Annotated in this window: 19 protein-coding genes; 14 read left to right on the forward strand and 5 right to left on the reverse strand. The window is 72.3% G+C overall.

Annotation, left to right across the window (positions count from 1 at the left end; genetic code table 11):
- Positions 1 to 4 precede the first annotated feature (4 nt).
- From ACFXJ8_RS11545 to ACFXJ8_RS11565, 5 genes are all read left to right on the forward strand, one after another.
- On the forward strand, positions 5 to 910 hold the full coding sequence (locus tag ACFXJ8_RS11545) for a hydroxymethylglutaryl-CoA lyase (RefSeq protein ID WP_379643773.1): 906 nt from the start codon (positions 5 to 7) through the stop codon (positions 908 to 910).
- Positions 911 to 915: 5 nt separating this feature from the next.
- A complete protein-coding gene (locus ACFXJ8_RS11550; RefSeq protein ID WP_379643774.1) occupies positions 916 to 2,052 on the forward strand; it encodes an acyl-CoA dehydrogenase family protein in 1,137 nt (378 codons plus the stop codon).
- Positions 2,053 to 2,131: 79 nt separating this feature from the next.
- The gene (locus ACFXJ8_RS11555) at positions 2,132 to 2,566 is read left to right on the forward strand and encodes a GNAT family N-acetyltransferase (protein ID WP_379643775.1); all 435 of its coding nucleotides are present in this window, start codon (positions 2,132 to 2,134) and stop codon (positions 2,564 to 2,566) included.
- 33 nt (positions 2,567 to 2,599) lie between these two features.
- Entirely contained in the window at positions 2,600 to 5,791 is a 3,192-nt protein-coding gene (locus ACFXJ8_RS11560; protein ID WP_379643776.1) for a helix-turn-helix transcriptional regulator, read from the forward strand.
- A gap of 118 nt (positions 5,792 to 5,909) precedes the next feature.
- The gene (locus ACFXJ8_RS11565) at positions 5,910 to 6,230 is read left to right on the forward strand and encodes a hypothetical protein (RefSeq protein ID WP_379643777.1); all 321 of its coding nucleotides are present in this window, start codon (positions 5,910 to 5,912) and stop codon (positions 6,228 to 6,230) included.
- A gap of 58 nt (positions 6,231 to 6,288) precedes the next feature.
- Here ACFXJ8_RS11565 and ACFXJ8_RS11570 read toward each other — a convergent pair whose 3' ends face one another.
- Entirely contained in the window at positions 6,289 to 6,798 is a 510-nt protein-coding gene (locus ACFXJ8_RS11570) for a MarR family winged helix-turn-helix transcriptional regulator (protein ID WP_379643778.1), read from the reverse strand.
- Between the two features lie 98 nt (positions 6,799 to 6,896).
- Here ACFXJ8_RS11570 and ACFXJ8_RS11575 point away from each other — a divergent pair, with 98 nt between their 5' ends.
- Together ACFXJ8_RS11575 and ACFXJ8_RS11580 are read left to right on the forward strand one after the other, a co-directional pair.
- Positions 6,897 to 7,559 carry an FMN-dependent NADH-azoreductase gene (locus ACFXJ8_RS11575; RefSeq protein ID WP_379643779.1) on the forward strand — a complete coding sequence of 221 codons (663 nt, stop codon included), beginning with the start codon at positions 6,897 to 6,899 and terminating at the stop codon, positions 7,557 to 7,559.
- A 46-nt stretch (positions 7,560 to 7,605) separates the two neighbouring features.
- Complete coding sequence (locus tag ACFXJ8_RS11580) at positions 7,606 to 8,394, forward strand: SDR family NAD(P)-dependent oxidoreductase (protein ID WP_379643780.1); 789 nt, start codon at positions 7,606 to 7,608, stop codon at positions 8,392 to 8,394.
- Between the two features lie 426 nt (positions 8,395 to 8,820).
- Here ACFXJ8_RS11580 and ACFXJ8_RS11585 read toward each other — a convergent pair whose 3' ends face one another.
- From ACFXJ8_RS11585 to ACFXJ8_RS11600, 4 genes are all read right to left on the reverse strand, one after another.
- Positions 8,821 to 11,292: a hypothetical protein gene (locus tag ACFXJ8_RS11585; RefSeq protein WP_379643781.1), complete on the reverse strand. Its 2,472-nt coding sequence runs from the start codon at positions 11,290 to 11,292 to the stop codon at positions 8,821 to 8,823.
- Between the two features lie 69 nt (positions 11,293 to 11,361).
- Positions 11,362 to 12,288, reverse strand: a complete 927-nt coding sequence (locus ACFXJ8_RS11590) for a carbohydrate kinase family protein (RefSeq protein WP_379643782.1) — start codon at positions 12,286 to 12,288, stop codon at positions 11,362 to 11,364.
- On the reverse strand, positions 12,285 to 13,208 hold the full coding sequence (locus tag ACFXJ8_RS11595) for a pseudouridine-5'-phosphate glycosidase (RefSeq protein ID WP_379643783.1): 924 nt from the start codon (positions 13,206 to 13,208) through the stop codon (positions 12,285 to 12,287). The genes ACFXJ8_RS11590 and ACFXJ8_RS11595 overlap by 4 nt, the downstream gene beginning before the upstream one ends.
- 95 nt (positions 13,209 to 13,303) lie before the next feature.
- A complete protein-coding gene (locus ACFXJ8_RS11600; protein WP_379643784.1) occupies positions 13,304 to 14,323 on the reverse strand; it encodes a YeiH family protein in 1,020 nt (339 codons plus the stop codon).
- A 70-nt stretch (positions 14,324 to 14,393) separates the two neighbouring features.
- On the opposite strand from ACFXJ8_RS11600, the gene ACFXJ8_RS11605 reads away from it, so the two are divergent.
- From ACFXJ8_RS11605 to ACFXJ8_RS11635, 7 genes are all read left to right on the forward strand, one after another.
- Positions 14,394 to 15,284, forward strand: coding sequence for a LysR substrate-binding domain-containing protein (locus ACFXJ8_RS11605; RefSeq protein WP_379643785.1), 891 nt, complete (start codon positions 14,394 to 14,396; stop codon positions 15,282 to 15,284).
- Positions 15,285 to 15,325: 41 nt separating this feature from the next.
- Positions 15,326 to 16,198 carry a phytoene desaturase family protein gene (locus tag ACFXJ8_RS11610; RefSeq protein ID WP_379643786.1) on the forward strand — a complete coding sequence of 291 codons (873 nt, stop codon included), beginning with the start codon at positions 15,326 to 15,328 and terminating at the stop codon, positions 16,196 to 16,198.
- On the forward strand, positions 16,141 to 16,815 hold the full coding sequence (locus tag ACFXJ8_RS11615) for a hypothetical protein (RefSeq protein WP_379643787.1): 675 nt from the start codon (positions 16,141 to 16,143) through the stop codon (positions 16,813 to 16,815). Before ACFXJ8_RS11610 ends, ACFXJ8_RS11615 begins: the two co-directional genes overlap by 58 nt.
- A gap of 33 nt (positions 16,816 to 16,848) precedes the next feature.
- The gene (locus ACFXJ8_RS11620) at positions 16,849 to 17,544 is read left to right on the forward strand and encodes a response regulator transcription factor (protein ID WP_379643788.1); all 696 of its coding nucleotides are present in this window, start codon (positions 16,849 to 16,851) and stop codon (positions 17,542 to 17,544) included.
- Positions 17,541 to 18,914 carry a sensor histidine kinase gene (locus tag ACFXJ8_RS11625; protein WP_379643789.1) on the forward strand — a complete coding sequence of 458 codons (1,374 nt, stop codon included), beginning with the start codon at positions 17,541 to 17,543 and terminating at the stop codon, positions 18,912 to 18,914. The genes ACFXJ8_RS11620 and ACFXJ8_RS11625 overlap by 4 nt, the downstream gene beginning before the upstream one ends.
- Before the next feature lie 45 nt (positions 18,915 to 18,959).
- Complete coding sequence (locus ACFXJ8_RS11630; protein ID WP_379643790.1) at positions 18,960 to 20,132, forward strand: glycosyltransferase; 1,173 nt, start codon at positions 18,960 to 18,962, stop codon at positions 20,130 to 20,132.
- The coding region (locus ACFXJ8_RS11635; RefSeq protein WP_379643791.1) for a glycosyltransferase family 39 protein at positions 20,129 to 22,123 on the forward strand (1,995 nt) is incomplete at its 3' end. The genes ACFXJ8_RS11630 and ACFXJ8_RS11635, both read left to right, overlap by 4 nt.

A 22,123-nucleotide genomic window follows, 5' to 3' on the forward strand; every position in this document is an offset into this window, starting at 1 on the left:
CCGCATGCCGTACCGACTAGATGGTCTGCCCGAGCGGGTCACGGTCTACGAGGTCGGGCCGCGCGACGGTCTGCAGAACGAGAAGGCCGTCGTCCCCGTCGAGGTCAAGGCCGCCTTCATCGACCGGCTCGCCGACGCGGGCCACACGGTCATCGAGGCGACCAGCTTCGTCCACCCGAAATGGGTGCCGCAGCTGGCCGACTCCGGCGAGCTGCTGGCCACGCTGGAGCGCAGGCCCGGCGTCCGCTACCCGGTGCTGGTCCCCAACGAGCGCGGCCTCGACCGGGCGCTGGAGTGCGGCGTCGAGGAGGTGGCCGTCTTCGCCAGCGCCACCGAGACCTTCGCCAACAAGAACCTCAACCGCGGCCTGGACAGCCAGTTCGAGATGTTCGAGCCGGTGGTCGCCCGCGCGCTGGCGGCGGGGGTCAAGGTCCGCGCCTACGTCTCGATGGTCTTCGGCGACCCGTGGGAGGGGCCGACGCCGGTCGACCAGGTCGTGCGGGTCGGCACCAGGCTGCTCGACCTCGGCTGCCACGAGCTGTCGCTCGGCGACACGATCGGCGTGGGCACCCCCGGCCACGCCACCGCGCTCATCGAGGCCTTCCCCTCGCCCGACCGGCTCGCCGTCCACTTCCACGACACCTACGGCCAGGCCCTGGCCAACACGCTCGCCGCGCTCAGGGCGGGCGTCACCGTCGTCGACGCCTCCACCGGAGGCATCGGCGGCTGCCCCTACGCCGAGTCGGCCACCGGCAACCTCGCCACCGAGGACCTGGTGTGGATGCTCCAAGGACTCGGCGTCGACACGGGACTCGACCTCGGCAAGCTCGTCGCCACCAGCGTCTGGCTCGCCGAACGGCTCGGCCGTCCCAGCCCCTCCCGGGTCGTCCAGGCCCTCTCGAAAGGCTGAAAACCATGCTCAACGACGAGTACGAAGAGCTGCGCAAGACCGTCGAGGCCTTCGCGCGCGACGTGGTCGCCCCCGTGATCGGCGACTACTACGAGCGTGAGGAGTTCCCGTACGACATCGTCCGCCAGATGGGCGCCATGGGCCTGTTCGGCCTGCCCATCCCCGAGGAGTACGGCGGCATGGGCGGCGACTACTTCGCGCTGTGCCTCACGCTGGAGGAACTCGCGCGCGTCGACTCCAGCGTGTCCATCACCCTGGAGGCGGCCGTCTCCCTCGGCGCCATGCCCATCTACCGCTTCGGTACGGCCGAGCAGAAGGCCCACTGGCTGCCCGAGCTGACCTCAGGCCGCATGCTGGGCGCCTTCGGGCTGACCGAGCCTGGCGGCGGCAGCGACGTGCCCGGCGGCATGCGCACCACGGCCGTGCTCGACGGCGACGAGTGGGTGATCAACGGGACGAAGGCGTTCATCACCAACTCCGGCACCGACATCACCGGCGTGGTCGCCGTCGCCGCGCTGACCGGCGAGCGGGAGATCTCCACGATCCTGGTGCCCTCGGGCACGCCGGGCTTCACCGTGTCGAAGAAGTACTCCAAGGTGGGCTGGAACGCCTCCGACACCCGCGAGCTGTCCTTCGCCGACTGCCGCGTGCCGGCGGCCAACCTGCTCGGCCAGCGCGGCAGGGGCTACGCCCAGTTCCTGCAGACCCTCGACGAGGGGCGCATCGCCATCGCCGCGCTGAGCGTCGGGCTGGCCCAGGGCTGCGTCGACGAGTCGCTGCGCTACGTCCGCGACAGGCGCGCCTTCGGCCACCCCATCGGCCACTACCAGGCCATCCAGTTCAAGGTCGCCGACATGGAGGCGCGCGCCCACACCGCCAGGCTCGCCTACTACCACGCGGCCTCGCTGATGCTGGCGGGCCGGCCGTTCAAGAAGGAGGCGGCCATCGCCAAGCTCGTCTCGTCGAACGCGGCCATGGACAACGCCCGCGACGCGACGCAGATCTTCGGCGGCTACGGGTTCATGAACGAGTTCCCCGTCGGCCGCTTCTACCGCGACGCCAAGATCCTGGAGATCGGCGAGGGCACCAGCGAGGTGCAGCGGATGCTGATCGCCAGGCAGCTCGGCATGGCGGACCTCTGAGGTCCCGATAGCGGCATATGCTCGTGTTCCTGGAGTTCCGGATTGGACGACCCAGTGGGAACGATCTATGGTCCACGTCATGACCTCAGACGATCTGCACATTCGGAGGGCGGAGCCGAGCGACGCTGATGAGATCTTCGCGCTTGCGCGGGAGTTCGGGCTGACCTTCAGGCCCGAGCGCGCGGCCTTCGACCTGGCCTTCCCGCAGCTGCTGGAGAACAAGGACGCGCTGGTGCTCACCGCGGTGGCCGAAGGCCGCGTCCACGGCTACCTGCTCGGCTTCGTCCACCTGACCCTCTTCGCCAACGGGCCGGTCGCCTGGGTGGAGGAGGCCATGGTGCAGAGCGGCTACCGCAGGCAGGGCATCGGCCGCGGCCTGCTGGAGGAGTTCGAGGTCTGGGCGAGGGAGAAACAGGCGGGCTATGTCGCCCTCGCCACCCGCCGCGCCCCCGAGTTCTACCGGGCGCTGGGCTACGAGCAGTCGGCGAACTTCTACCGCAAGGTCCTGCGCTGAGTTTCGTCAGTGACTGATGGCATCCTGTTGGGCGTGAGCATCAACACGGTGAGCCCCCTGTTCGTCGGCCGCGTCGACGAGCTGGCCGTGCTCGAGTCGGCGCTGCGCGAGGCCCGCGAGGGCAGGTCCTCCACCGTCCTGGTCGGCGGCGAGGCGGGAGTCGGCAAGACCAGGCTGATCCGCGAGTTCACCGAGCGCCTCACCGACGCCAGGGTGCTGGTCGGCGGCTGCCTGGAGCTCGGCACCGACGGCCTGCCGTTCGCCCCCTTCACCGCGGTGCTGCGCAGGCTCGTGCGCGACCTCGGGCGCGACGACATCGCCGCGCTGGTGCCCGGCGGCTCCACCAGGGGCCTCGGCCGGCTGCTGCCCGAGTTCGGCGAGCCCGAGGGCGACGGGCCGGAGGCGCGCGCCCGGCTGTTCGAGCAGGTCCTCGGCCTGCTCGAAGGGCTGGCCGAGCGGGAGCCGACCGTGCTGATCGTGGAAGACGCCCACTGGGCCGACCGCTCCACCCGCGACCTGCTGTCCTTCCTCGTGCGCTACCAGCGCTCCGACCTGCCCCTGCTGATCATCGTCACCTACCGCGCCGACGAGCTGCACCGCACCCATCCGCTGCGGCCGCTGCTGGCCGAGCTCGGGCGGGTCGACTGGGTCAGGCGCTTCGAGCTGCGCAGGCTGAGCCGCCGCGAGGTGGTCGAGCAGGCCGCCGGCATCCTCGGCGGCCTGCCGGGCAGGCTCGACGTCGACGACATCTACTCCCGCAGCGAGGGCAACCCGCTGTTCGTCGAGGCGCTGGTGACGGGCGACGGCCACGACAGCGTCCCCGAGTCGCTGCGCGACCTGCTGCTGGCCAGCGTCGAGCGGCTGCCCGACGACACTCAAGACCTGCTGAGGGTGGCCAGCGCGGGCGGCGCCAGGATCGACCACGCGTTGCTGACCGCCGTCGCCGGGCTCGACGACGGCACGCTGTCGCGGGCGCTGCGCCCGGCCGTGGCCGGAAACGTCCTGGTCGTCGATGGCGAGGGCTACTCCTTCAGGCACGCGCTGATCCGCGAGGCCGTCCACGACGACCTGCTGCCCGGCGAGCGCACCCGCCTTCACACCCGCTTCGCCAGGACGTTGGAGGACAACCCGCTGCTGCTGCCGGCCACCAGGGCGGCCATCGAGCTGGCCCACCACTGGCACGCCGCCCACGACGTCAGGCCGGCGCTGGTCAGCGCCTGGCGGGCGGCGGCCGCGGCACGCAAGGCCACCGCCTACGACGAGCAGCTCACGATGCTCAACAGGGTCATGGAGCTGTGGGAGCAGGTGCCCGACGCCGCCGAGCTCATCCAGGCCTCCTACGTCGACGTGCTGCGCGCCAAGATCATGGTCTCCCACCTGGCGGGCGAGTTCGAGCGGGCGATCTCGCTGTCGCGGGCCGCCCTGCGCCTGGTCGACGCCGAGAGCGACCCGATCACCACCGCCAAGCTCCTGCGCCACCGGGGCCTGGCCAGATACGACCTCGGCCGCCAGGGATACGTCGACGACCTGCGCGCCGCGGCGAGCCTGGTGCCCGCCTCCCCGCCGACACCGCTGCGCGCCAAGATCCTCGAAGCCCTGGGACGCATGCTCCACACGCCAGACGTCCAGGCGGAGAAGGTGGCGCACGCCGAGGAGGCGCTGCGCATCGCCCGCCAGATCGGCGACGCCACCACCGAGGCCCAGGCGCTCATCACGCTGACCTGGGCGCACAGCCACAACGCCGAGGCCGACCAGCAGCTCGGCGGCTACGCGGAGGCCAGGCGCGTCGCCGGCGCGGCCCGCGCCTACAACGCGCTGATGAGAGCGGCCATCTCCGAATCCGACACGCTGGAGGGCTGGGGCCGCCACGAGGCCGCCACCGTGGTGGCCAGGCAGGGCATCGCCAGCGCCGAGGAGTACGGCCTGGCCCGCACCTCCGGCGCGTTCCTGGCCATCAACCTGGCCGAGCCGCTGGTCTCGCTCGGCCGGTGGGACGAAGCGCTCGAGGTCATCGACCACGCGCTCGACCTCGCCCCGCCGCCGCCCTACCGGGCCAGCCTGCTGGGGTTCTCCGCCGACATCGCGCTCGCCCGGGGCGAGGCCGACCGGGCCGAGACCCTGTTCGAGGAGGCCGTGGGGCTGCTGTCCACCGGCTTCTACCGGGATCAGACCATCCTGCCCAACCTCGGCAGGGAGCTGGAGATCCGGCTGGCACAGGGCAAGCGGGAGGCCGCGTTCGGAGTGATCGCGCGGGCGCTGCGCGCTCAGGACCTGTCGGCCAACCCCCGCTATGCGTGGGCGTTCATCGTCGCCGCGGCCCGCGCCCTCACCGCCGCGCCGCCGCCGGGTCCTGCCGGGGGCGCGGGGTCGAGCGCCCTGCCCCGTCCCGACCTCCGGTACGGCTCCGCCGACCCCAGTGCCGACCCCGCCCAGCCGGTGCCGTCCGCCGACGAGCTGCTGGCGCAGTTGCGGGCGGTCGCGGGCAAGGTCGACGTCAAGGGCGACCTACAGCGGGCGCTCAACCGCACGTTCGCGGCGTTGCTCACGCGAGAGCCGGCGGCGTGGGACCTGGCGGCGGCGGCGTGGGAGGCATTGGGTCAGCCGTACCGGCAGGCCATGGCACTGCTCGGCGCGGCCCACGCGGCGATCGCCGACCCCTCAACCCTCGCGGGCGGCGCTTTGGGCGGCACCTCGGGTGGGGCTTTGAGTAGTGCCTCAGGTGAGGCATTGGGCGGCGCTTCGGCTGGGGCTTCGGGCGGCGTCTCGGGTGAGGCCGTGGGCGGATCCGCGGGTGGACCCGCTGGGGGCGGCTCGGGGGTTGCGGGCGGACTCACTGGGGGCGGTTCAGGGACCGCGGGTGGATCCGCTGGCGGGAGAGAGGCGGCGGCCGAGCGGCTGTCCGTGGCGCGGACGCTGGCCGAACGCCTGCTCGCCGCGCCGCTGCTGGCGGAGATCGACTCGCTGGCCAGGCGGGCCCGCATCTCGCTGGCGGGAGAGGCGCCGGTGGAGGACAACAGGCTGGGGCTGACCGCGAGGGAGTTCGAGGTGCTCAAGCTGGTCACGAGCGGGTTGAGCAACAAGGAGATCGCGGCTGAGCTGTTCATCTCGGTGAAGACGGTCAGCGTCCACGTCTCCAACATCCTGGGCAAGCTCGGCGCCGCGTCCCGAGGCGAGGCGGCGGCCACCGCCCATCGCCTCCACCTGTTCGACACCCCCATTCCCTGACCCCGCCCGATGTCTCCCGGTGGGGCTGGGGCCCTTCCCGGGCTCGTCACTTCATGCGTCTTCCACCCGCCCCCAACTCCCGCCGCCTCGTCGCCCGCGCCCCGCCTTCGTCTCCGGGATGGAACGCGAGTACATTCGCGACCGCACCCTCGAAGGGCACGAGTCAGCTCGTACCCGGGGCAAGAGCATCGGCGGCGCCAGCGTCACCGACGACGCCATGCTCGCCGTCGCCCTCCACCTGCGCGAGCAGAACCTCAGTCTGCGTGACATCGCCGCCCGGCTTGTCATCACCAAGGGCAAGAAGAAGGGCCAAAATCCCTCACCCGCCACCGTTCTGCGCATGCTGCGCGAACACGACGAACAACCCAAATACCGGCCAAACCACGGGTTGAGCAGGCAGTTGGCCAAGGATCAGCGATTCCTTGGCCCCTGGTCGTAGCTGTAGGAGTTTCGACATCGAGCGGTTGGCCGCCGGTGCCGTGGGCTCCAATGCGTGGTCAGGCATGGTCGGGCGCGCAGGCGGTTTCGTGTGGCCGTCCGTCCTCGACCCTGGCGACGGGCTCGCCGACGAGATCTTGCAACACGCTCTTCAGAGCGGTCCGAGCCGAGGGAGCGAGGTCGGCCAGGAGCTGGTCCTCTATTGCCTCGATGTCGCCGCGGGCGGCTTTGAGGGCACGGCTCCCCTCGGAGGTGACCTCGACGATGCGCGCCCTGCGGTCGGCGGGGTCTGGCCGGCGGCGCACCAGGCCGGCGCTTTCCAGCTCGTCGAGGATGAGGACGAGCTTGCTCTTGTCGACCGACACGGCTTGGGCGAGGGCGAGCTGGGTGCGGGCGGGGGCTTCAACGATCGCCATCAACACCGTGTAGCCCCACAGGGTCATGCCGTGCTCACGCACGGCCGCGATCTCCGCTGTGGCCAGGCCTTGCTTCAACCGCGCGAACAGCCAGTGCAGGTCCTGGTGCAACCAGGTGCCGGGCGAACCTTCGGGAGCGGAAGAGATGGCCATGGCAGCATGATAGCAAGCCACGATGTTCTTGACTCAAAACCATCTTGCCCTATATTGATTGAGAATCCAGATTATCTTGAATGTGAGGCAATCCTGTGATGCATCTTCTGCATCTGGACGCCGGCGGACGCAGCGACTCGTTCTCGCGCAGGCTCGGCAAGACCTTCGTGGCCGACTGGCGGGCGACCCATCCCGATGGGGTCTACACCTATCGCGACCTGGTGGCGGACCCGGTGCCGCCCATCGACGAGGACCGTGTCCACCTCGCCACCCAGTCGTCCGTGAACGGGGTGCGCGACATCGAGGCCATGGACAAGGTGGCCGCCGGCGCCCCCGAACTGGCCAGGAGCTGGGCAGCCACCCGCCCGCTGGTGGAGCAGCTGCTCGCGGCGGACGTCCTGCTCCTGGGCGTTCCGATGTACAACTTCTCGGTGCCCGCCGCGCTCAAGGCATGGATCGACCGCGTGACCCTGCCCTGGCTGCCGCTCAAGGGAAAGTCGGCCGTGGTGCTGAGCGCGCGCGGCGGGGGGTACGGGCCGGGATCGCCCCGCGAGCAGTTCGACTTCCAGGAGCCCTACCTGCGCGCTTACTTCTCCGTGCTCGGATTGGACGACGTGGAGTTCGTCCATGCCGAGCTCACGCATGCCACGGTCATGCCCTTCCTCGCTCAGTTCCGCGAGGAGCATGAGGCCTCCCACGCCGCGGCGCTCGACGCGGTGCACACCCTGGCGACCCGAGTGCGCGCCGAGACGCCGTCCTGAAGGTGACTTTCCACCCGATCAGCGAAGACAAGAGGACAACCGCACCATGAACACAGATATCAACGGCCGCGTCGCTCTGATCACCGGCTCGTCGACCGGGATCGGAGCCGCGACCGCCCGCGCCTACGGGCGCGAAGGCGCTCGGGTGGCGATCACCTATCGCAACAACCAGGACAGCGCCGAGAAGGTGGCCGCCGACGTCGAGGCCTTCGGCGGGCAGGCGTACGTCGTCCGGCTCGACCTCGAAGACCTGCCGACCATCGACTCCGCTGTCGCGAGCGTCATCGAGCGCTGGGGCGGGATTGACGTCCTCGTCGCCAATGCCGTGCGCTGGGGCGGCGACGGCCCGCCCGACCCCAGCCTCCGGTTCGAGGACGTGCCGCTGCAGGAGTGGGACGCGATGATCAGGGCTAACCTGATCGGGACGGCGGCCTCGGTCCGCGCCGTCCTGCCCAGCATGCGCGCCAGGGGTTGGGGTCGGATCGTGCTGATCTCCTCGAGCGTCGCGGAGGAGGGCCTGCCCGGACCGGGCCCCTACGGGACAGCCAAATCGGGCCTGTACGGGCTCGCCCGCAGCCTGGCCTGGAACGGCGGCAGGGACGGGATCCTGGTCAACGTCGTGGCACCGGGCTTCACCCTGACCGACAGCCGCCCCGACATTCCGGCGTTCGTCACCGACACCCTCGCCGCCGCCACCCCCACCCGCAGGCTCTCCCACTCCGACGATGTGGCCAACCTCATCGTCTTCCTGGGCTCGGGAGCCAACGGCAACCTCACCGGTGAGGTGATCCGAGACGGCTCCGCCGCCGCACGCGCACCACACATCGGCGGATAGCAGGCCCAACCCCGCACTACATGAACCCGCTCCCCATCCGACATGCGAGCGGGGAGCGGATCTCACACGCCATCCTGGACCGCCACCGAGGCATCGTCGTCGCACAATGCGGGCAGGTCGTCAGGCGGCCAGGCCCAGATCCCCAGGAACGCGGAAAACCCCATCGTGCGGAGGCCGGAGGATTGAGATCCCGGGGAGCGGCACTGGTGACGCACCCTCCTGAACCCTCGAGCCCTCCGCCTCCCTGCTGCGACCCTAGGCTCCCGCTCCGCAGAACCCCGGCGCTGCCACGAGTCCCCGGCCCTCGGCTCGCTCGCAGATCCGTGCCTCGGCACGCTCACTCTCACAACCTTGCGCCCGATGCCCGCTCAGCGCAGTCCCCGGGGAGGGTGGGGTCGCAGGGGGGAGGGCCCAGGGAGCAGCGGGTCAGCTGGTGAGCTGGGCGTCGAGGCGGTAGCCGTCGACGGTGACGTAGACCTGGTCGCCCGGCCGGGCGTTCAGGCGCATCAGCACCGGCTGCAACGAGTCGAAGACGGGCTGCTGGTCGCGCCACACGAGCACGACCGCGTTGTCGCCGGGGCCGGTCACCGACAACAGCGTGCCCGGCCGCATGCCGAGCTGGGCGGCATACCCCTCGGGAACGGCGACGGGCCCGCCCCGCAGATGCTCGGGGGTCACGTCGATGCGCTGCCAGCGGCGCGGGTCGGAGGTGGGGCTGGGCGGCGGAGGCGGCGGCGAGGAGGGCGCGCCCGCCAGCAGCGGGGGCGGCGCGGAGGCCCCGGCCAGCAGCGGCGAGCGTCCGCCCGACAGCGCCGAGAGCGTGGCCAGCGCGGCGCTGGGGTCGATCTGTCCCTGAGGCGTGGGCGGTACGGGCGCTCCACCCCTGTGATGGTGGCCGTTGGCCCCCGGCGTACGGCGCGGCAGCGGCTGCTGAACGGCGGGCGGGGCGGCGGCCATCCCGGCGGGCGCCTCGGCGGGCAACGCGTCGAGCCACGCCTGGGCGGAGTGTCGCCTGATGCCGAGCTCGCCGAGCAGTTCCTCCACGTCGGCATCGGCCGGATGGGCGGCGAGCAGCTGCCTGGTGCGCGCCTGCAGCCCGGTCAGGTCGCCCACGACGAGCCAGCCGTCCTGCAGGCGGCGGTCGGGCATGAGCGTGACGAGCACCCGCCACAGCGGGCTGCGCAGGGTCGGCACGATGACGGGGTGCGCGGGATCGGCGCCGATCAGCTGGTCCTCGGTGGCCGCGGTGCCGAGCCATTCGGTGAGGCGGAACATGTGCCCCGTGACGGGCGCGGACTCCGAGGAACGCAGCCAGTGCAGCACGCGTTCCTCGGCGGTGCGCTGGGCCTGGGACAGCACGTCCCTGTCAACCAGGAGCTTGTGGGCGAGGGTGCGCAGCGTGTCGGGGTCGGCGGCGAACAGCCGGTTGACCGCGACCGCCAGCTCCAGCCGGTCGAAGGAGCGGAACAGGCCGTCGACCACGCGGACCATGGGGTAGTCGTCGTCGGGCGCACCCGCGGCGGGTGCGGCGAGGGGCTGGCTCGGGTAGGAGCCAGAGCCGGACTGCGGTTGGGCGGCGAAAGGCGATGTCTGGCTCGGGGAGGGCGCGGGCCCGCCGCCGGGCTGACCTGGCAGGGGAGCCCCGGATCCCTGTCCCTGAGCGCCGGGCTGACCGGGAGCGCCGCCGGGCTGACCCGCCACGCCAGATGGCTGTCCTGCTACGCCAGAAGGCTGACCGGGCGCACCGCCAGGGTGACCCGGCAGGCCGGAGGGGTGGCCTGGCATGCCCGAGGGGTGGGCCGACCCGCCGCCGGGCTGACCTGATACGCCACCGGGCTGGCCGGGAGCACCGGAGGGCTGACCGGGACCGCCAGGGTGTTGACCGGGCTGACCCGGTGCACCCGTGGGCTGGCCGGGAACACCACCGGGCCGGGCGGGGCCTCCACCGGGTTGGGCCGGGAAGGAGCCGGTCGAGGGTCGCGAGGGCAGGCCGCCCGGCTGAGAGGGGAAGGAGCCTGTGGAGTTCCCGCCCGGGACTGCGGGGAAGGAGCCGGTCGAAGGGCCGCCGGGGATCGCGGGGAAGGAGCCCGTGGAGGGGCCGCCGGGGACCGCGGGGAAGGAGCCCGTGGAGGGGCCACCGGGGACCGCGGGGAAGGAACCTGTGGAGGTCCGGCCGGGGTCCGCGGGGGAGCCGGTAGAGGGGCTGCCGGGAACCGCCGGGAACGAACCGGTCGAGGGGCCTCCCGGAACCGCGGGGAAGGAACCGGTCGAGGGGCCGCCAGCCGATCCGGGAGCGCCGGGGCGGGCGGGGTCCTGGGCGGCGGGCCGCTGGGGCAGGGGAGCGCCCTGCCCGGACGGCTGGCCTTGCTGCGGCGCGAAGAACCCGCCCTCAGGCGGCTGCGAGGGAGTCTGCGGGCGCTCGGGTCGCTGGGGGAGCGCTCCCGCGGGCCGTACGGCAGAAGCGTCCGACGTCGCGGGGATCCGTCCCAGCACTTCCCTGAACACCGACCCCACCACGACCTCGGTCGAGGCCGACGAGGAGGGCGAGCCCAGATCACCTGTGCTCAACCGGCGCAGCACCCGCCACCCGCCGAGGTCGGCGATCACCGTCCTGGCGGGTTCGGGCCAGCCGGGCAGGGAGGGGTCCACATGATGCACGTGCAGCGCGGGCAGGACGTCGGCCAGCGGCAGGTGGTCCCACCGGGCGGCGGCCAGCCGCGCGAGCCGTTCGCACATCCACTCGATGCCGGTCGTGCCGAGCGCCCGCGACAGCGAGAGCGAGCCCCACCAGCCGGCGGGGAGGCGAGGGTCGGCCAGGGCTTCGGCGACCTGCTGAGGACGGCTCCAGCGCAGCGCTGGGACCAGGTCGCTCAGGCAGATCGATGACTCGACGTCCATCGGCGGACCGCATCCTCCCCAGAAAGTTGTGACGCGTGTGGCTAATGGTGCAGCCTACGCCGCAAGCTATCAATCGGTGTGAATAGGGTAAAGACGATTGGAACCCAAACCGTACCGTGGCCGACCCCCCACGATGGCCACAGCGTCGGCGCCCGCTTCGCACCCCGCCTCGAGACAGGCCAGGTCATCGGCGCCCGCGAGCATCGCCGTGAGAAAGCCCGCGGCGAACGCGTCTCCCGCTCCGGTGGAGTCGACCACGGCGCGTTCCCTGCCCTTGGCCGTGGCGGTCACACGTCCGTTCCTGGCGAGGATCGCGCCGTCGGCGCCGAGCTTGACCACCGCCGTGCCGTACCGGCCGCTGAGGTACTCGGCGGCGCGCTCGGGAGAGCTCGCGCCGGACAGCAGGAGCGCCTCGTCCCTGTTGGGGATGACCAGCCCGGCCCGCGCGGTCTCGGCGAGGAAGCGTTCGACGCCGAACTCGCGTAGCGGCCCGGTCGAGGCGGGGTCCACGCTGATCGACAGGCCCAGCGCCGCCGCGGAGTCCATGGCCAGCCTGGCCAGCTGGAGGCCAGGCTCGGCGAACAGCGTGTAGCCGGAGACGTGCAGGTGGCGGACGCCGTCCAGCAGGTCGGGCGACCAGTCGTCGGCGGAGATGTGGCCGCCGGCGCCGCGGTTGGTGAGCATGGAGCGCTCGCCGGTGACGTCGACCATCGCGATGACCACGGCGGTCGGGTGGTCGGGGTCGACGCGCACGTGCGGGCGCACGCCCACCTTGGTCAGCTCGGCGGTGTGCCATTCGCCGGTGTCGAAGCCCACCCTGGTCAGCAGGCGGGAGTCGGCGCCCAGATAGGCGGCCCATGAGGCGGTGTTCGCGCCCGAGCCGCCGGGCCGCAGCACGATGTCGGCCGCGGTGTCGGTGCCCGGGCTGACCGGGACGCCGTGGATGGCGACGACGTCGGTGACGACGTCGCCGATCACCAGGAGTCCTGCGCTCATCCCCGTGCCCACGCGACCGCGATGTCGCTTGCCACCCGGACGTTGCCGCGCACGGCGGCGAGGTTGGCCTCGAGGGAGGCGCCGTCGGTGCCGCGCACCAGGTACGCCAGCAGGAACGGGGTGATGGCCTGTCCCGTCACGCCCTCCCGCTCGGCGGCGGCCAGCGCCTCGGCCAGCACGCGGTCGTGCAGCTCCGGGTCGAGCTGCTCGGCCACCGGCACCGGGTTGGCGACGATCAGCGCCGTCTCGGGGCCGCCGAGTGCGTCCTGGCCGCGCATGATGGCGGCGGCCTGCTCGGGCGTCTCGATCCGCCAGTCGATCGGCTCGCCGGAGCTGTGGAGGTAGAAGCCGGGGAAGGTGTCGGTGCGCAGCCCGGCGATGGTGACGCCGCGGGTCTCCAGGCGCTGCAGCGTGGCGGGCACGTCGAGGATCGACTTCACGCCCGCGCACACGATGGTGATGCGGGTGCGGGCGAGGGTGTCGAGGTCGGCGGACTCGTCCTGGTCCTGCGTCCAGCCGCGGTGCACGCCGCCGAGGCCGCCGGTGGCGAAGATCCTGACGCCCGCGCGGGCGGCGAGGAAGGAGGTCGCCGACACGGTGGTCGCGCCGCTGGCCCCGAGGGCGGCGGCGACGGGCAGGTCACGCTGGCCCAGCTTGCGCAGGCCGGGCTCGGTGGCGATGCGGACCAGTTCGTCCTCGTCCAGGCCGACCCTGGCCACGCCGTCCAGCACCGCGATCGTCGCGGGCACCGCGCCCGCCTTGCGGACGATCTCCTCCAGCTCCCTGGCGACCTCCAGGTTCCTCGGCTGGGGCAGGCCGTGGGAGATGATCGTGGACTCCAGGGCCACGACGGGAGCGCCTGAGGCGAGCGCCTCGGCGACCTCGGCGGACGGGCGGAGGATCGGGTCGGTGCTGGGCATGAGGTGGTTCGTGCTCCTTGGACGCGCTGGTGCTGGTGTCTTCTGGAACGGGCCAATGGCCGGGAAATGTTCCAAAAGGAGCAGATTACCGCTGGTCAGACGAGCAGCGCCACGCCGCCCAGCGAGAGCGTGACGATCATGGCGGTGGCGATGCCGCCGAGCAGCAGCGCCCTGCCGCCCCTGGCGAGTTTGCGCACGTCGATGCCGGTGCCGAGACCGAACAGCGCGGCGGCCAGCAGCAGGCCGCTGACCTGGGGCGCGGCGTCGGTGATCGGCTGCGGGACCAGGCCGGTGGCGCGCACCGCGACCATGAGCAGGAAGCCGAGCACGAACAAGGGGACGAGCGGCGTGGACCGCCTCCTGGAGACGCCCAGGCGCAGCGAGGTCAGCGCCACCAGCGGCGCGAGCAGCACCACCCTGGCCAGCTTCACCGTCACGGCCACGGTGAGCACCGCGGCGCCACCCGCCGCGCCGATGGCCGCGACCTGGGCGACCTCGTGCACCGACGCGCCCGCCCACACGCCCAGCTGGTGTGCGGTCAGGCCGAGCCATGAGCCCAGCAGGGGGAGCAGCGCGATCAGCGCCGTGCCGTACAGGACGACCACGCTCAGGGCGCTGGCCACGTCGTCGTCGTCGCTGACGCCGCCCTCGCCGCCGCCCTCGCTGCCGGTCGCCTCGTGCATGCCTGCCACCGCGGCGGCGCCGCAGATCGAGACGCCGGTGGCGACCAGCAGCGAGGTGCCCTGCGACAGGCCGAGACGGCGGCCGATCAGCGGGGTGAGGGCGAAGGTGAGGCCGGTGGCCACCGCGATGACCGCCAGCGGCGGCCAGCCGAGCGCCAGCACGTCCGGCACCGCGATCTGCAGGCCGAGCACGACGATCGCCGCGCGCAGGACCGTCCGGGCGGCGAACCTGACGCCCGGCGTGAACGCGGCGCCCACGCCGACGGTGTTGGCCAGCGCCGCGCCCATGACCACCGCCAGGATGGCCGGGCTGAGCACCGGGACCAGCCGGTTGGTCACCAGCGCCACCACGACCGCGACGGCGGTCAGGGCAAGGCCCGGCAGCAGCCCACGCACGGTGCCCTGATTAAGGGGTGCGGCGGTGAGAGTCATGCTCCCAGTCTTCGGCCCGGCGGGTCCCGTCAGTAGACCGATCTTGGCTGGGAGGTCATAGCCTATGGCTATGAGTGAATTGCCCGACTTGGAGTCATTGCGGCTCCTGGTCGACGTCGGCGAGCGGGGCAGCCTCGGTCAGGCGGCCAGGGCCGCGGGCATGGCGCAGCCCTCGGCCAGCAAGCGCATCGCCAGGCTCGAACGCCGCCTCGGCGTGCCGCTGCTCGAACGCACGCCGCGCGGATCGGCGCTGACCGCCGAGGGCAGGATGGTCGCGGGCTGGGCGGCGCAGGTGCTGGAGGCGGCGCGCGAGCTGATGCGCGCCGTCGATGCCGTACGGCAGGGTGAGGCCGCGCAGCTCCACATCGCGGCCAGCATGACGGTGGCCGAGTACCTCGTGCCCCGCTGGCTGGGCGAGCTGCAGAGCCGCGAGCCCGACATCCAGGTGGGGCTCGACGTGATGAACTCGGCCGACGTGGCGGCCAGGGTGCTGGGCGAACAGGTGGAGCTGGGCTTCGTGGAGGGGCCGACGGTGCCGGACGGGCTGGCAGGACGGGTGGTGGCCACCGACCGGCTGGTCGTCGTGGTCGCCCCAGGCCATCCGTGGGCGCGCCGCCGTACCGTGCTGCGGGTGGCGGAGCTGGCGGCCACCCCGCTGGTGGTCCGAGAACCGGGGTCGGGGACCAGGGAGACACTGGACCTCGCCTTCGCCGGTCAGCACGTCGCCAGCCCCCGCCTGGAGCTCGGCTCGAACGCGGCGGTGAAGGGCGCGGCCCAGGCGGGGGCGGCGCCCGCGGTGCTGAGCGGGCACGCGGTGGAGGCCGAGGTGGCCACGGGACGGCTGGTCGAGGTGCCGCTGGCGGGGCTCAACCTGGTGCGCAGTCTGCGGGCGGTGTGGCGGCGGGGCAGGTCGCTGACCGGGCCCGCCGCCACGCTGCTGGCGATCGCCTCCCGCCCGTGACACCTTGACGGTTCGTGGCATATCTAGGACAAATAGGTCGTATGTCTTATGACGTCGTGATCGCCGGCGGCGGGCACAACGGCCTGGTCGCCGCCGCCTATCTGGCCAAGGCGGGCCGCAGCGTGCTCGTCCTCGAGCGGCAGGACCACGTGGGCGGCCTGGCCATCTCCACCAGGGCCTTCCCCGGCGTGGACGCCCGCCTGTCGCGCTACTCCTATCTCGTCAGCCTGCTCCCCACGAAGATCGTCAAGGATCTGGGGCTCCGCCTCGAACTGCGCGGACGGCGCTACGCCTCCTACACCCCCGTCGGCGACGGCGGCCTCCTCGTCGACAACGCCGACGAGGAGCGGACGGCGGCCTCGTTCAGGCGCGTCACCGGCGGCGAGTCCGACTACCGGGCCTGGCGGGAGTTCTACGCCATGACGGCCCGGGTCGCCGAGCGGGTCGCGCCGACCCTGGTCGAACCGCTGCGCTCCGCGGACGAGCTGCGCGCCCTGATCGGGGACGAGGTGGCCTGGCGCGACCTGTTCGAGCGGCCGATCGGGCAGGTCGTCGACGAGCGTTTCGCCGACGACACCGTGCGAGGGGTGGTGCTGACCGACGCGCTCATCGGCACCTTCGCCGACCCCGCCGAAGACCTGCTGGCCAACAGGTGCTTCCTCTACCACGTGATCGGCGACGGCACGGGAGAGTGGAACGTGCCGGTCGGCGGGATGGGCGCCGTCACCGGGGCGCTGGAGGAGGCCGCCAGGCGGGCGCCACCATCAGGACGGGCGCGGAGATCGTGGGGATCGACCCCTCGGGCGAGGTCACCTTCCGCGACGCCGAGGGCGAGCACGCGGTCAACGGCGAAAGGGTGCTGGTCAACCTGCCGCCCGCCGTACTCGACCGGCTCATGGGACGTCCGCCGGTGACCCCCGAGGGCGCGCAACTCAAGGTCAACATGGTGCTGAGCAGGCTGCCCAGGCTGAAGGACGCGAGCGTCGACCCGCGCGAGGCCTTCAGCGGCACCTTCCACATCAACGAGAGCCGTGACCAGCTCGACCGCGCCTACGCCCAGGCGGTAAGTGGCGAGGTGCCCGACCTGCCGCCCGCGGAGGTCTACTGCCACTCGCTCACCGACCCCTCCATCCTGGGGCCCGGGCTGAAGGCGGAGACGATGACGCTGTTCGGCCTGCACATGCCCGCCCGACTTTTCCCGAAATATCGTGACGAGGCGCTGGCGGCCACGCTGCGGTCGATCAACTCCGTCCTGGCCGAGCCGCTGGAGGACTGCCTGCTCACCGCACCCGACGGCAGGCCGTGCATCGAGGCCAAGACCCCGCACGACCTGGAGACGGAGGCGGGGCTGCCCGGCGGGCACATCTTCCACCGCGACCTCACCTGGCCGTACGGCGAGGCGGGCGCCTGGGGCGTCGAGACCGAGCACCCGCGCATCCTGCTGTGCGGCGCGGGCGCCCAGAGAGGCGGCGGCGTCAGCGGCATTCCAGGACACAACGCCGCGATGGCGATTCTGACCGGGCCTTCATGACGTTCTCATGAAGCCGGTCTACCGTGGGTGACCATGAGTGATGGCGCGCGGTTGCTGGTGGTCGACGACGAGCCCGCCCTACGGGAGGCGCTGCAGTCGAGCCTGGAGTTCGAGGGCTACCAGGTCGCCACCGTCGCCGACGGCCAGGCCGCGCTCGACGAGCTGGCCCGCGAGAGCTACGACGCCGTGCTGCTCGACGTCATGATGCCGCGCCTGGACGGCCTGACCGCCTGCCGCAGACTGCGCGCGGGCGGCAACCACGTGCCCGTGCTGATGCTCACCGCCCGCGACGCCGTCGGCGACCGCGTCTCAGGTCTCGACGCGGGCGCCGACGACTACCTCGTCAAGCCCTTCGAGCTGGACGAACTGCTGGCCAGGGTGCGGGCGCTGCTGCGCCGCAGCTCGCTCGGCGGGCCCACCGCGCACGCCCCGCTGACCTTCGGCGACCTGCGCATGGACTCCTCCACGCGCGAGATCACCAGGGGCGGGCGCCGCCTCGACCTGACCAGGACCGAATACCTGCTGCTCGAACTGCTGCTGGCCCACCCGCGCCAGGTGCTGACCAGGGAGCAGATCCTGACCGAGGTGTGGGGCTTCGACTTCGAGCCGGCCTCCAACTCGCTGGACGTCTACGTGATGTACCTGCGGCGCAAGCTGGAGGCCGAGGGCGAGCCCCGCCTGATCCACACCGTCCGAGGGGTGGGGTACGTGCTGCGGGCCGCCGCGTGAGACGGCGCAGCCTGCGCTCACGGCTGACACTGCTGGTGACACTGGCGGTGGCGGCCGCGATCGCGGTCTCGGCGGTCGGCTGCTACATGATCGTCAAGCACGAGCTGTACGGCCAGATCGACCGCACCTTCGACGAGCAGCGGACCAAACCGGCCAAGTACAAGCAGCACGACGTCGACGCGCTGCTCCTGGAGTGCCGGCCGACCCCCGACACCACCCCGCACTACGGCGGCCGCCAGCCCCAGTCGACCCAGGTGATCTACGCGAACCGGGCGCTGCGCGACTGCTACCTCGGCCCCGCGCTGCCCGTCCGCCCGAAGGACCGGCAGATCGCCGCCAACGGCGGCTTCGACCTGTACGACGGCACCACGGTCGCGGGCAAGCCCGTGCGCATCTTCGTCGAGTCCCCCCGCCCCGGCATGGCGATCATGGACACCCGGCCGCTCGGCGAGATCCTGGCCACGCTGCGCACGCTCGCCGTCCTGCTCACCACCGTCGCCGCCATCGGCGTGCTCGGGGCGGCCTCCGCCGGCCTGCTCATCTCCCGTACGGCCCTGCGCCCCGTCGGCCGCCTCACCAAGGCCGTCGAGCACATCGCCAGGACCGAGGACCTCAACACCACCATTCCCGTCGACGGCACCGACGAGATCGCCAGGCTCAGCCGTTCCTTCAACGCCATGACCGCCGCCCTCGCCGGATCCCGCGAACGCCAGCAGCAACTGGTCGCCGACGCGGGCCACGAGCTGCGCACCCCGCTCACCAGCCTGCGCACCAACATCGACCTGCTGCTGCGCAGCGAGCACACCGGCAGGGCCATCGACCCCAAGGCCAAGGAGCGCCTGCTGGTCAACCTCAAGGCGCAGTTCGAGGAGCTGTCCACGCTGGTCGGCGACCTACTGCAGCTCGCGCGCGGCGAGTCCGACCACGAGCCGCACGTCGAGGTGGCCTTCCACGACGTCGTCAACGCCGCCGTCGCCCGCGTCAGGCTGCGCGGCGCCGACGTCACCACCGACCTCGAACCCTGGTACGTCGAGGGCCACCCCTCCTCGCTGGAACGCGCCGTCATGAACCTGCTCGACAATGCCGCCAAGTTCAGCTCGGGCGGCAAGGTCGAGGTGGAGCTGCGCGGGGGCGAGCTGACGGTCCGCGACCACGGCCCCGGCATCCCCGCCGAGGAACTGCCGCACGTCTTCGACCGCTTCTGGCGCTCGCCCTCGGCGCGCAGCCTGCCGGGCTCCGGGCTCGGGCTGGCCATCGTGGCGCAGGCCGTACAGGAGGCGGGGGGAGCGGCGCGGCTCGACAACGCCCACGGCGGCGGCGCGATCGCGCGGATCATGCTGCCCGGATCGCCGGTTCTCACCCAGTCCTAAGAGCGGCCTCAGTCACCTCCAAGTCGTGCTCGCGACCTTGTACGCATGACGACAGAACTCAGGACGCGCCTGGTCGAGGTGGTCGTTCCGGTCCACAACGAGCAGCGGGCGCTGCCGGTGTGCGTGGCCAGACTGCACGAGCACCTCACGACGTCCTTTCCGTACGGTTTCCACATCACGATCGCCGACAACGCCAGCTCCGACGGCACCTGGCCGGTCGCGCTTGAGCTGGCCGCCCGCTACCCCGGGGTGAGCGCCGTCCGCCTGGAGGAGAAGGGCCGCGGCAGAGCGCTGCGCAGCGTGTGGGCGGCGAGCGAGGCCGACGTCGTGAGTTACATGGACGTCGACCTGTCGACCGGCTTGGACGCCTTCCTGCCGCTGGTCGCGCCGCTGCTGTCGGGGCACAGCGACCTGGCGATCGGCACCAGGCTCGCCAGGTCGGCCACCGTGGTGCGCGGGCCCAGGCGCGAGTTCGTCTCCAGGGTCTACAACCTGCTGCTGCGCGGCGTCATGGGCGCCCGGTTCTCCGACGCGCAGTGCGGCTTCAAGGCCGTACGCACCGAGATAGCGCACGCCCTGCTGCCGGCCGTCGAGGACGAGGAGTGGTTCTTCGACACCGAGCTGCTGCTCCTGGCCGAGCGCCACGGCCTGCGCATCCACGAGGTGCCCGTCGACTGGGTGGACGATCCGGACAGCAGGGTCGACATCGTGAAGACGGCCGTGGACGACCTCAAGGGCATGGCGAGGGTGGCCCGCAAGGCACTGGCGGGGGCGGCGAACCTCCCCGTCCCGCCGCGGATCCAGCAGGCCGAACTGCCCCAGGGCATGGCGCGGCAGTTGCCCAGCTTCGCCGTCATCGGCGTCGTCAGCACGGTCGGCTACCTGCTGCTCTACTCCCTGTCGCGCCAGGTCCTGCCCGCCTTCGCCGCCAACGCGCTCGCGCTGTTCACCACCGCCGTGGCCAACACCGCCGCCAACCGGCGCTTCACCTTCGGCGTGAAGGGGAGCGCGGGCGTGCTGCGCCACCAGGTCGAAGGGCTGATCGCCTTCCTCGTAGGGCTCACGCTGACCACGGGAGGGCTGGCCATGGTGCCCGAGGGCGCGGCGCACCGGGTGGAGCTGATGGCGGTCATCGTCGCCAACGCGCTCGCCACTCTGGTGCGGTTCCTGCTGCTGAGGGTGTGGGTCTTCAACCCGAAGCGGAGGAACGCCCGATGAGCCGGCCCCGTGTCCTCCTGGGCGCCGACGGTGATCCGCGCTGGTCGCGGCCCGCGCTGTGGGGCGTGCTCGCCGTCGCCTTCGTCCTGTACGCGTGGGCGCTGAGCGGCATGGCCAACGAGTACTACTCCGCCGCGATCCTGTCGGGCACCAAGAGCTGGAAGGCCTTCTTCTTCGGCGCCCTCGACGCGGGCTCCTTCATCACCGTCGACAAGCCGCCGCTCGCACTGTGGGTGATGGGACTGTCGGCGCGGATCTTCGGGTTCGGCACGTGGAGCATGCTGCTGCCCCAGGCCGTGGCGGGCACGGCCGCGGTCGCCATCGTCTTCTCTGCAGTACGGCGCAGCTCGGGCCACTTTTCTGCGGTACGGCGCAGCTCGGGCCATGCGGCCGCCCTGGTGGCGGCGGTCGTCATGACGCTGACGCCGATCACGGTGGCGATCAACCGCGACAACAACCCCGACACCCTCCTCGTGCTGCTCCTGGTGTCGGCCGCGTGGTCCTGCCTGGAGGCGATCAGGCGGGGGCGGGTGCGCTGGCTGCTGCTGTGCGCGCTGCTGGCAGGTCTGGCGTTCAACACCAAGATGCTGCAGGCCTACCTGGTCCTGCCCGCCTTCACCGTGGCGTACGCGGTGTGCGCGCGGGCGCCGTTCGTGAAGCGGGTCGCCCACCTGCTGGCGGCGGGCGCCGTGCTGGTGGTCTCCAGCGCGTGGTGGATGGTGGTCGTCGACCTGTGGCCCGCCGCGTCCAGGCCGTACGTGGGCGGATCGACGGACAACTCGGTGTGGGACCTGGTCATCGGCTACAACGGGCTCGGGCGGATCTTCGGTCAGGGCGGCGGGCGGGGCGTCGGGTGGGGCGGCCCTTCCTTCGGCGGCGAGCCGGGGGCCGGGCGGCTGTTCAACGACGTCATGGCGGGGCAGATCTCGTGGCTCCTGCCGTTCTGCGCGGTGGCGCTGGCGCTCGCGGTGGCGAACCGGCGGACGCTGCGGGGGCGCGGGGCGGCCTGGGTGGCGTGGGGCGGCTGGCTGCTGGTCCACTACGCGGTGTTCAGCTTCTCCAGCGGCACCTTCCACCCGTACTACGCCACCGCCATGGCTCCGGCAGTGGCGGCGCTGACGGGGATGGGCGGCGTGCTGATGTGGCGGACGTACCGGGGGACGCGGGCGTGGGCGTGGGTGTTGCCGGCGGCGGTCGCGCTGACCGGTGGGTGGGCGTTCGTGGTGCTGCGCCGTATACCCGAGTTCGTGCCGTGGCTGGCGTGGGCGGTGGCGGTCGCGACCGCGCTCGCCGTCGCGGGGCTCGCCGTCGCAAGGCTCGCGGGCGCTGGGCCGGTGGTGGCGAGGCTGCGCGCCGGTGGGCCAGGCCGGCGGGCGGCGCGGCGTACGGCGGCGGCCGGTCAGGGGGCGGTCGGGCACGGCGCGGTCAGTCAGGGGGCGGTCAGTCAGGAGACGGTCGGGCAGGGGGCGGTCAGTCAGGGGGCGGTCAGTCAGGAGGCGGTCGGGCACGGGGCGGTCGGGCACGGGGCGGCCACGACGGCGGCGGCTAGGACGGCGGCGGTGGCGGTGGCCGTGGCGCTGCTGGCGGGCCTGGCGGGGCCCGCGGCGTACGCGGTGACGCCGCTGGGCTCGCCGGTCAACGGGACCAACCCGACGGCGGGGCCCTCGGTCGGCTCGGTCGGCTTCGGCCGCGGACCCGGTGGTCCGGGCGGCATGCGCGGAGGGCCGCCCCCAGCCGGGCTGCAGGAACAGAACGGCCAGCCGCCCGCAGCGCGAGAAGGGCAGGAGGGGCAACCACCTGCGGACCAGGAGGGCGAGGACGATCAGCCGCCCGCGGCGCGAGAAGGGCAGGAGGGGCAACCGCCCGTGGACCAGGAGGGCGAGGACGGCCAGCCGTCCGCAGCGCGAGAAGGGCAGGAGGGGCAACCACCTGCGGACCAGGAGGGCGAGGACGATCAGCCGCCCGCGGCGCGAGAAGGGCAGGAGGGGCAA

The sequence above is a fragment of the Nonomuraea sp. NPDC059194 genome (assembly GCF_042754765.1).
Classification (GTDB): Bacteria; Actinomycetota; Actinomycetes; order Streptosporangiales; family Streptosporangiaceae; genus Nonomuraea.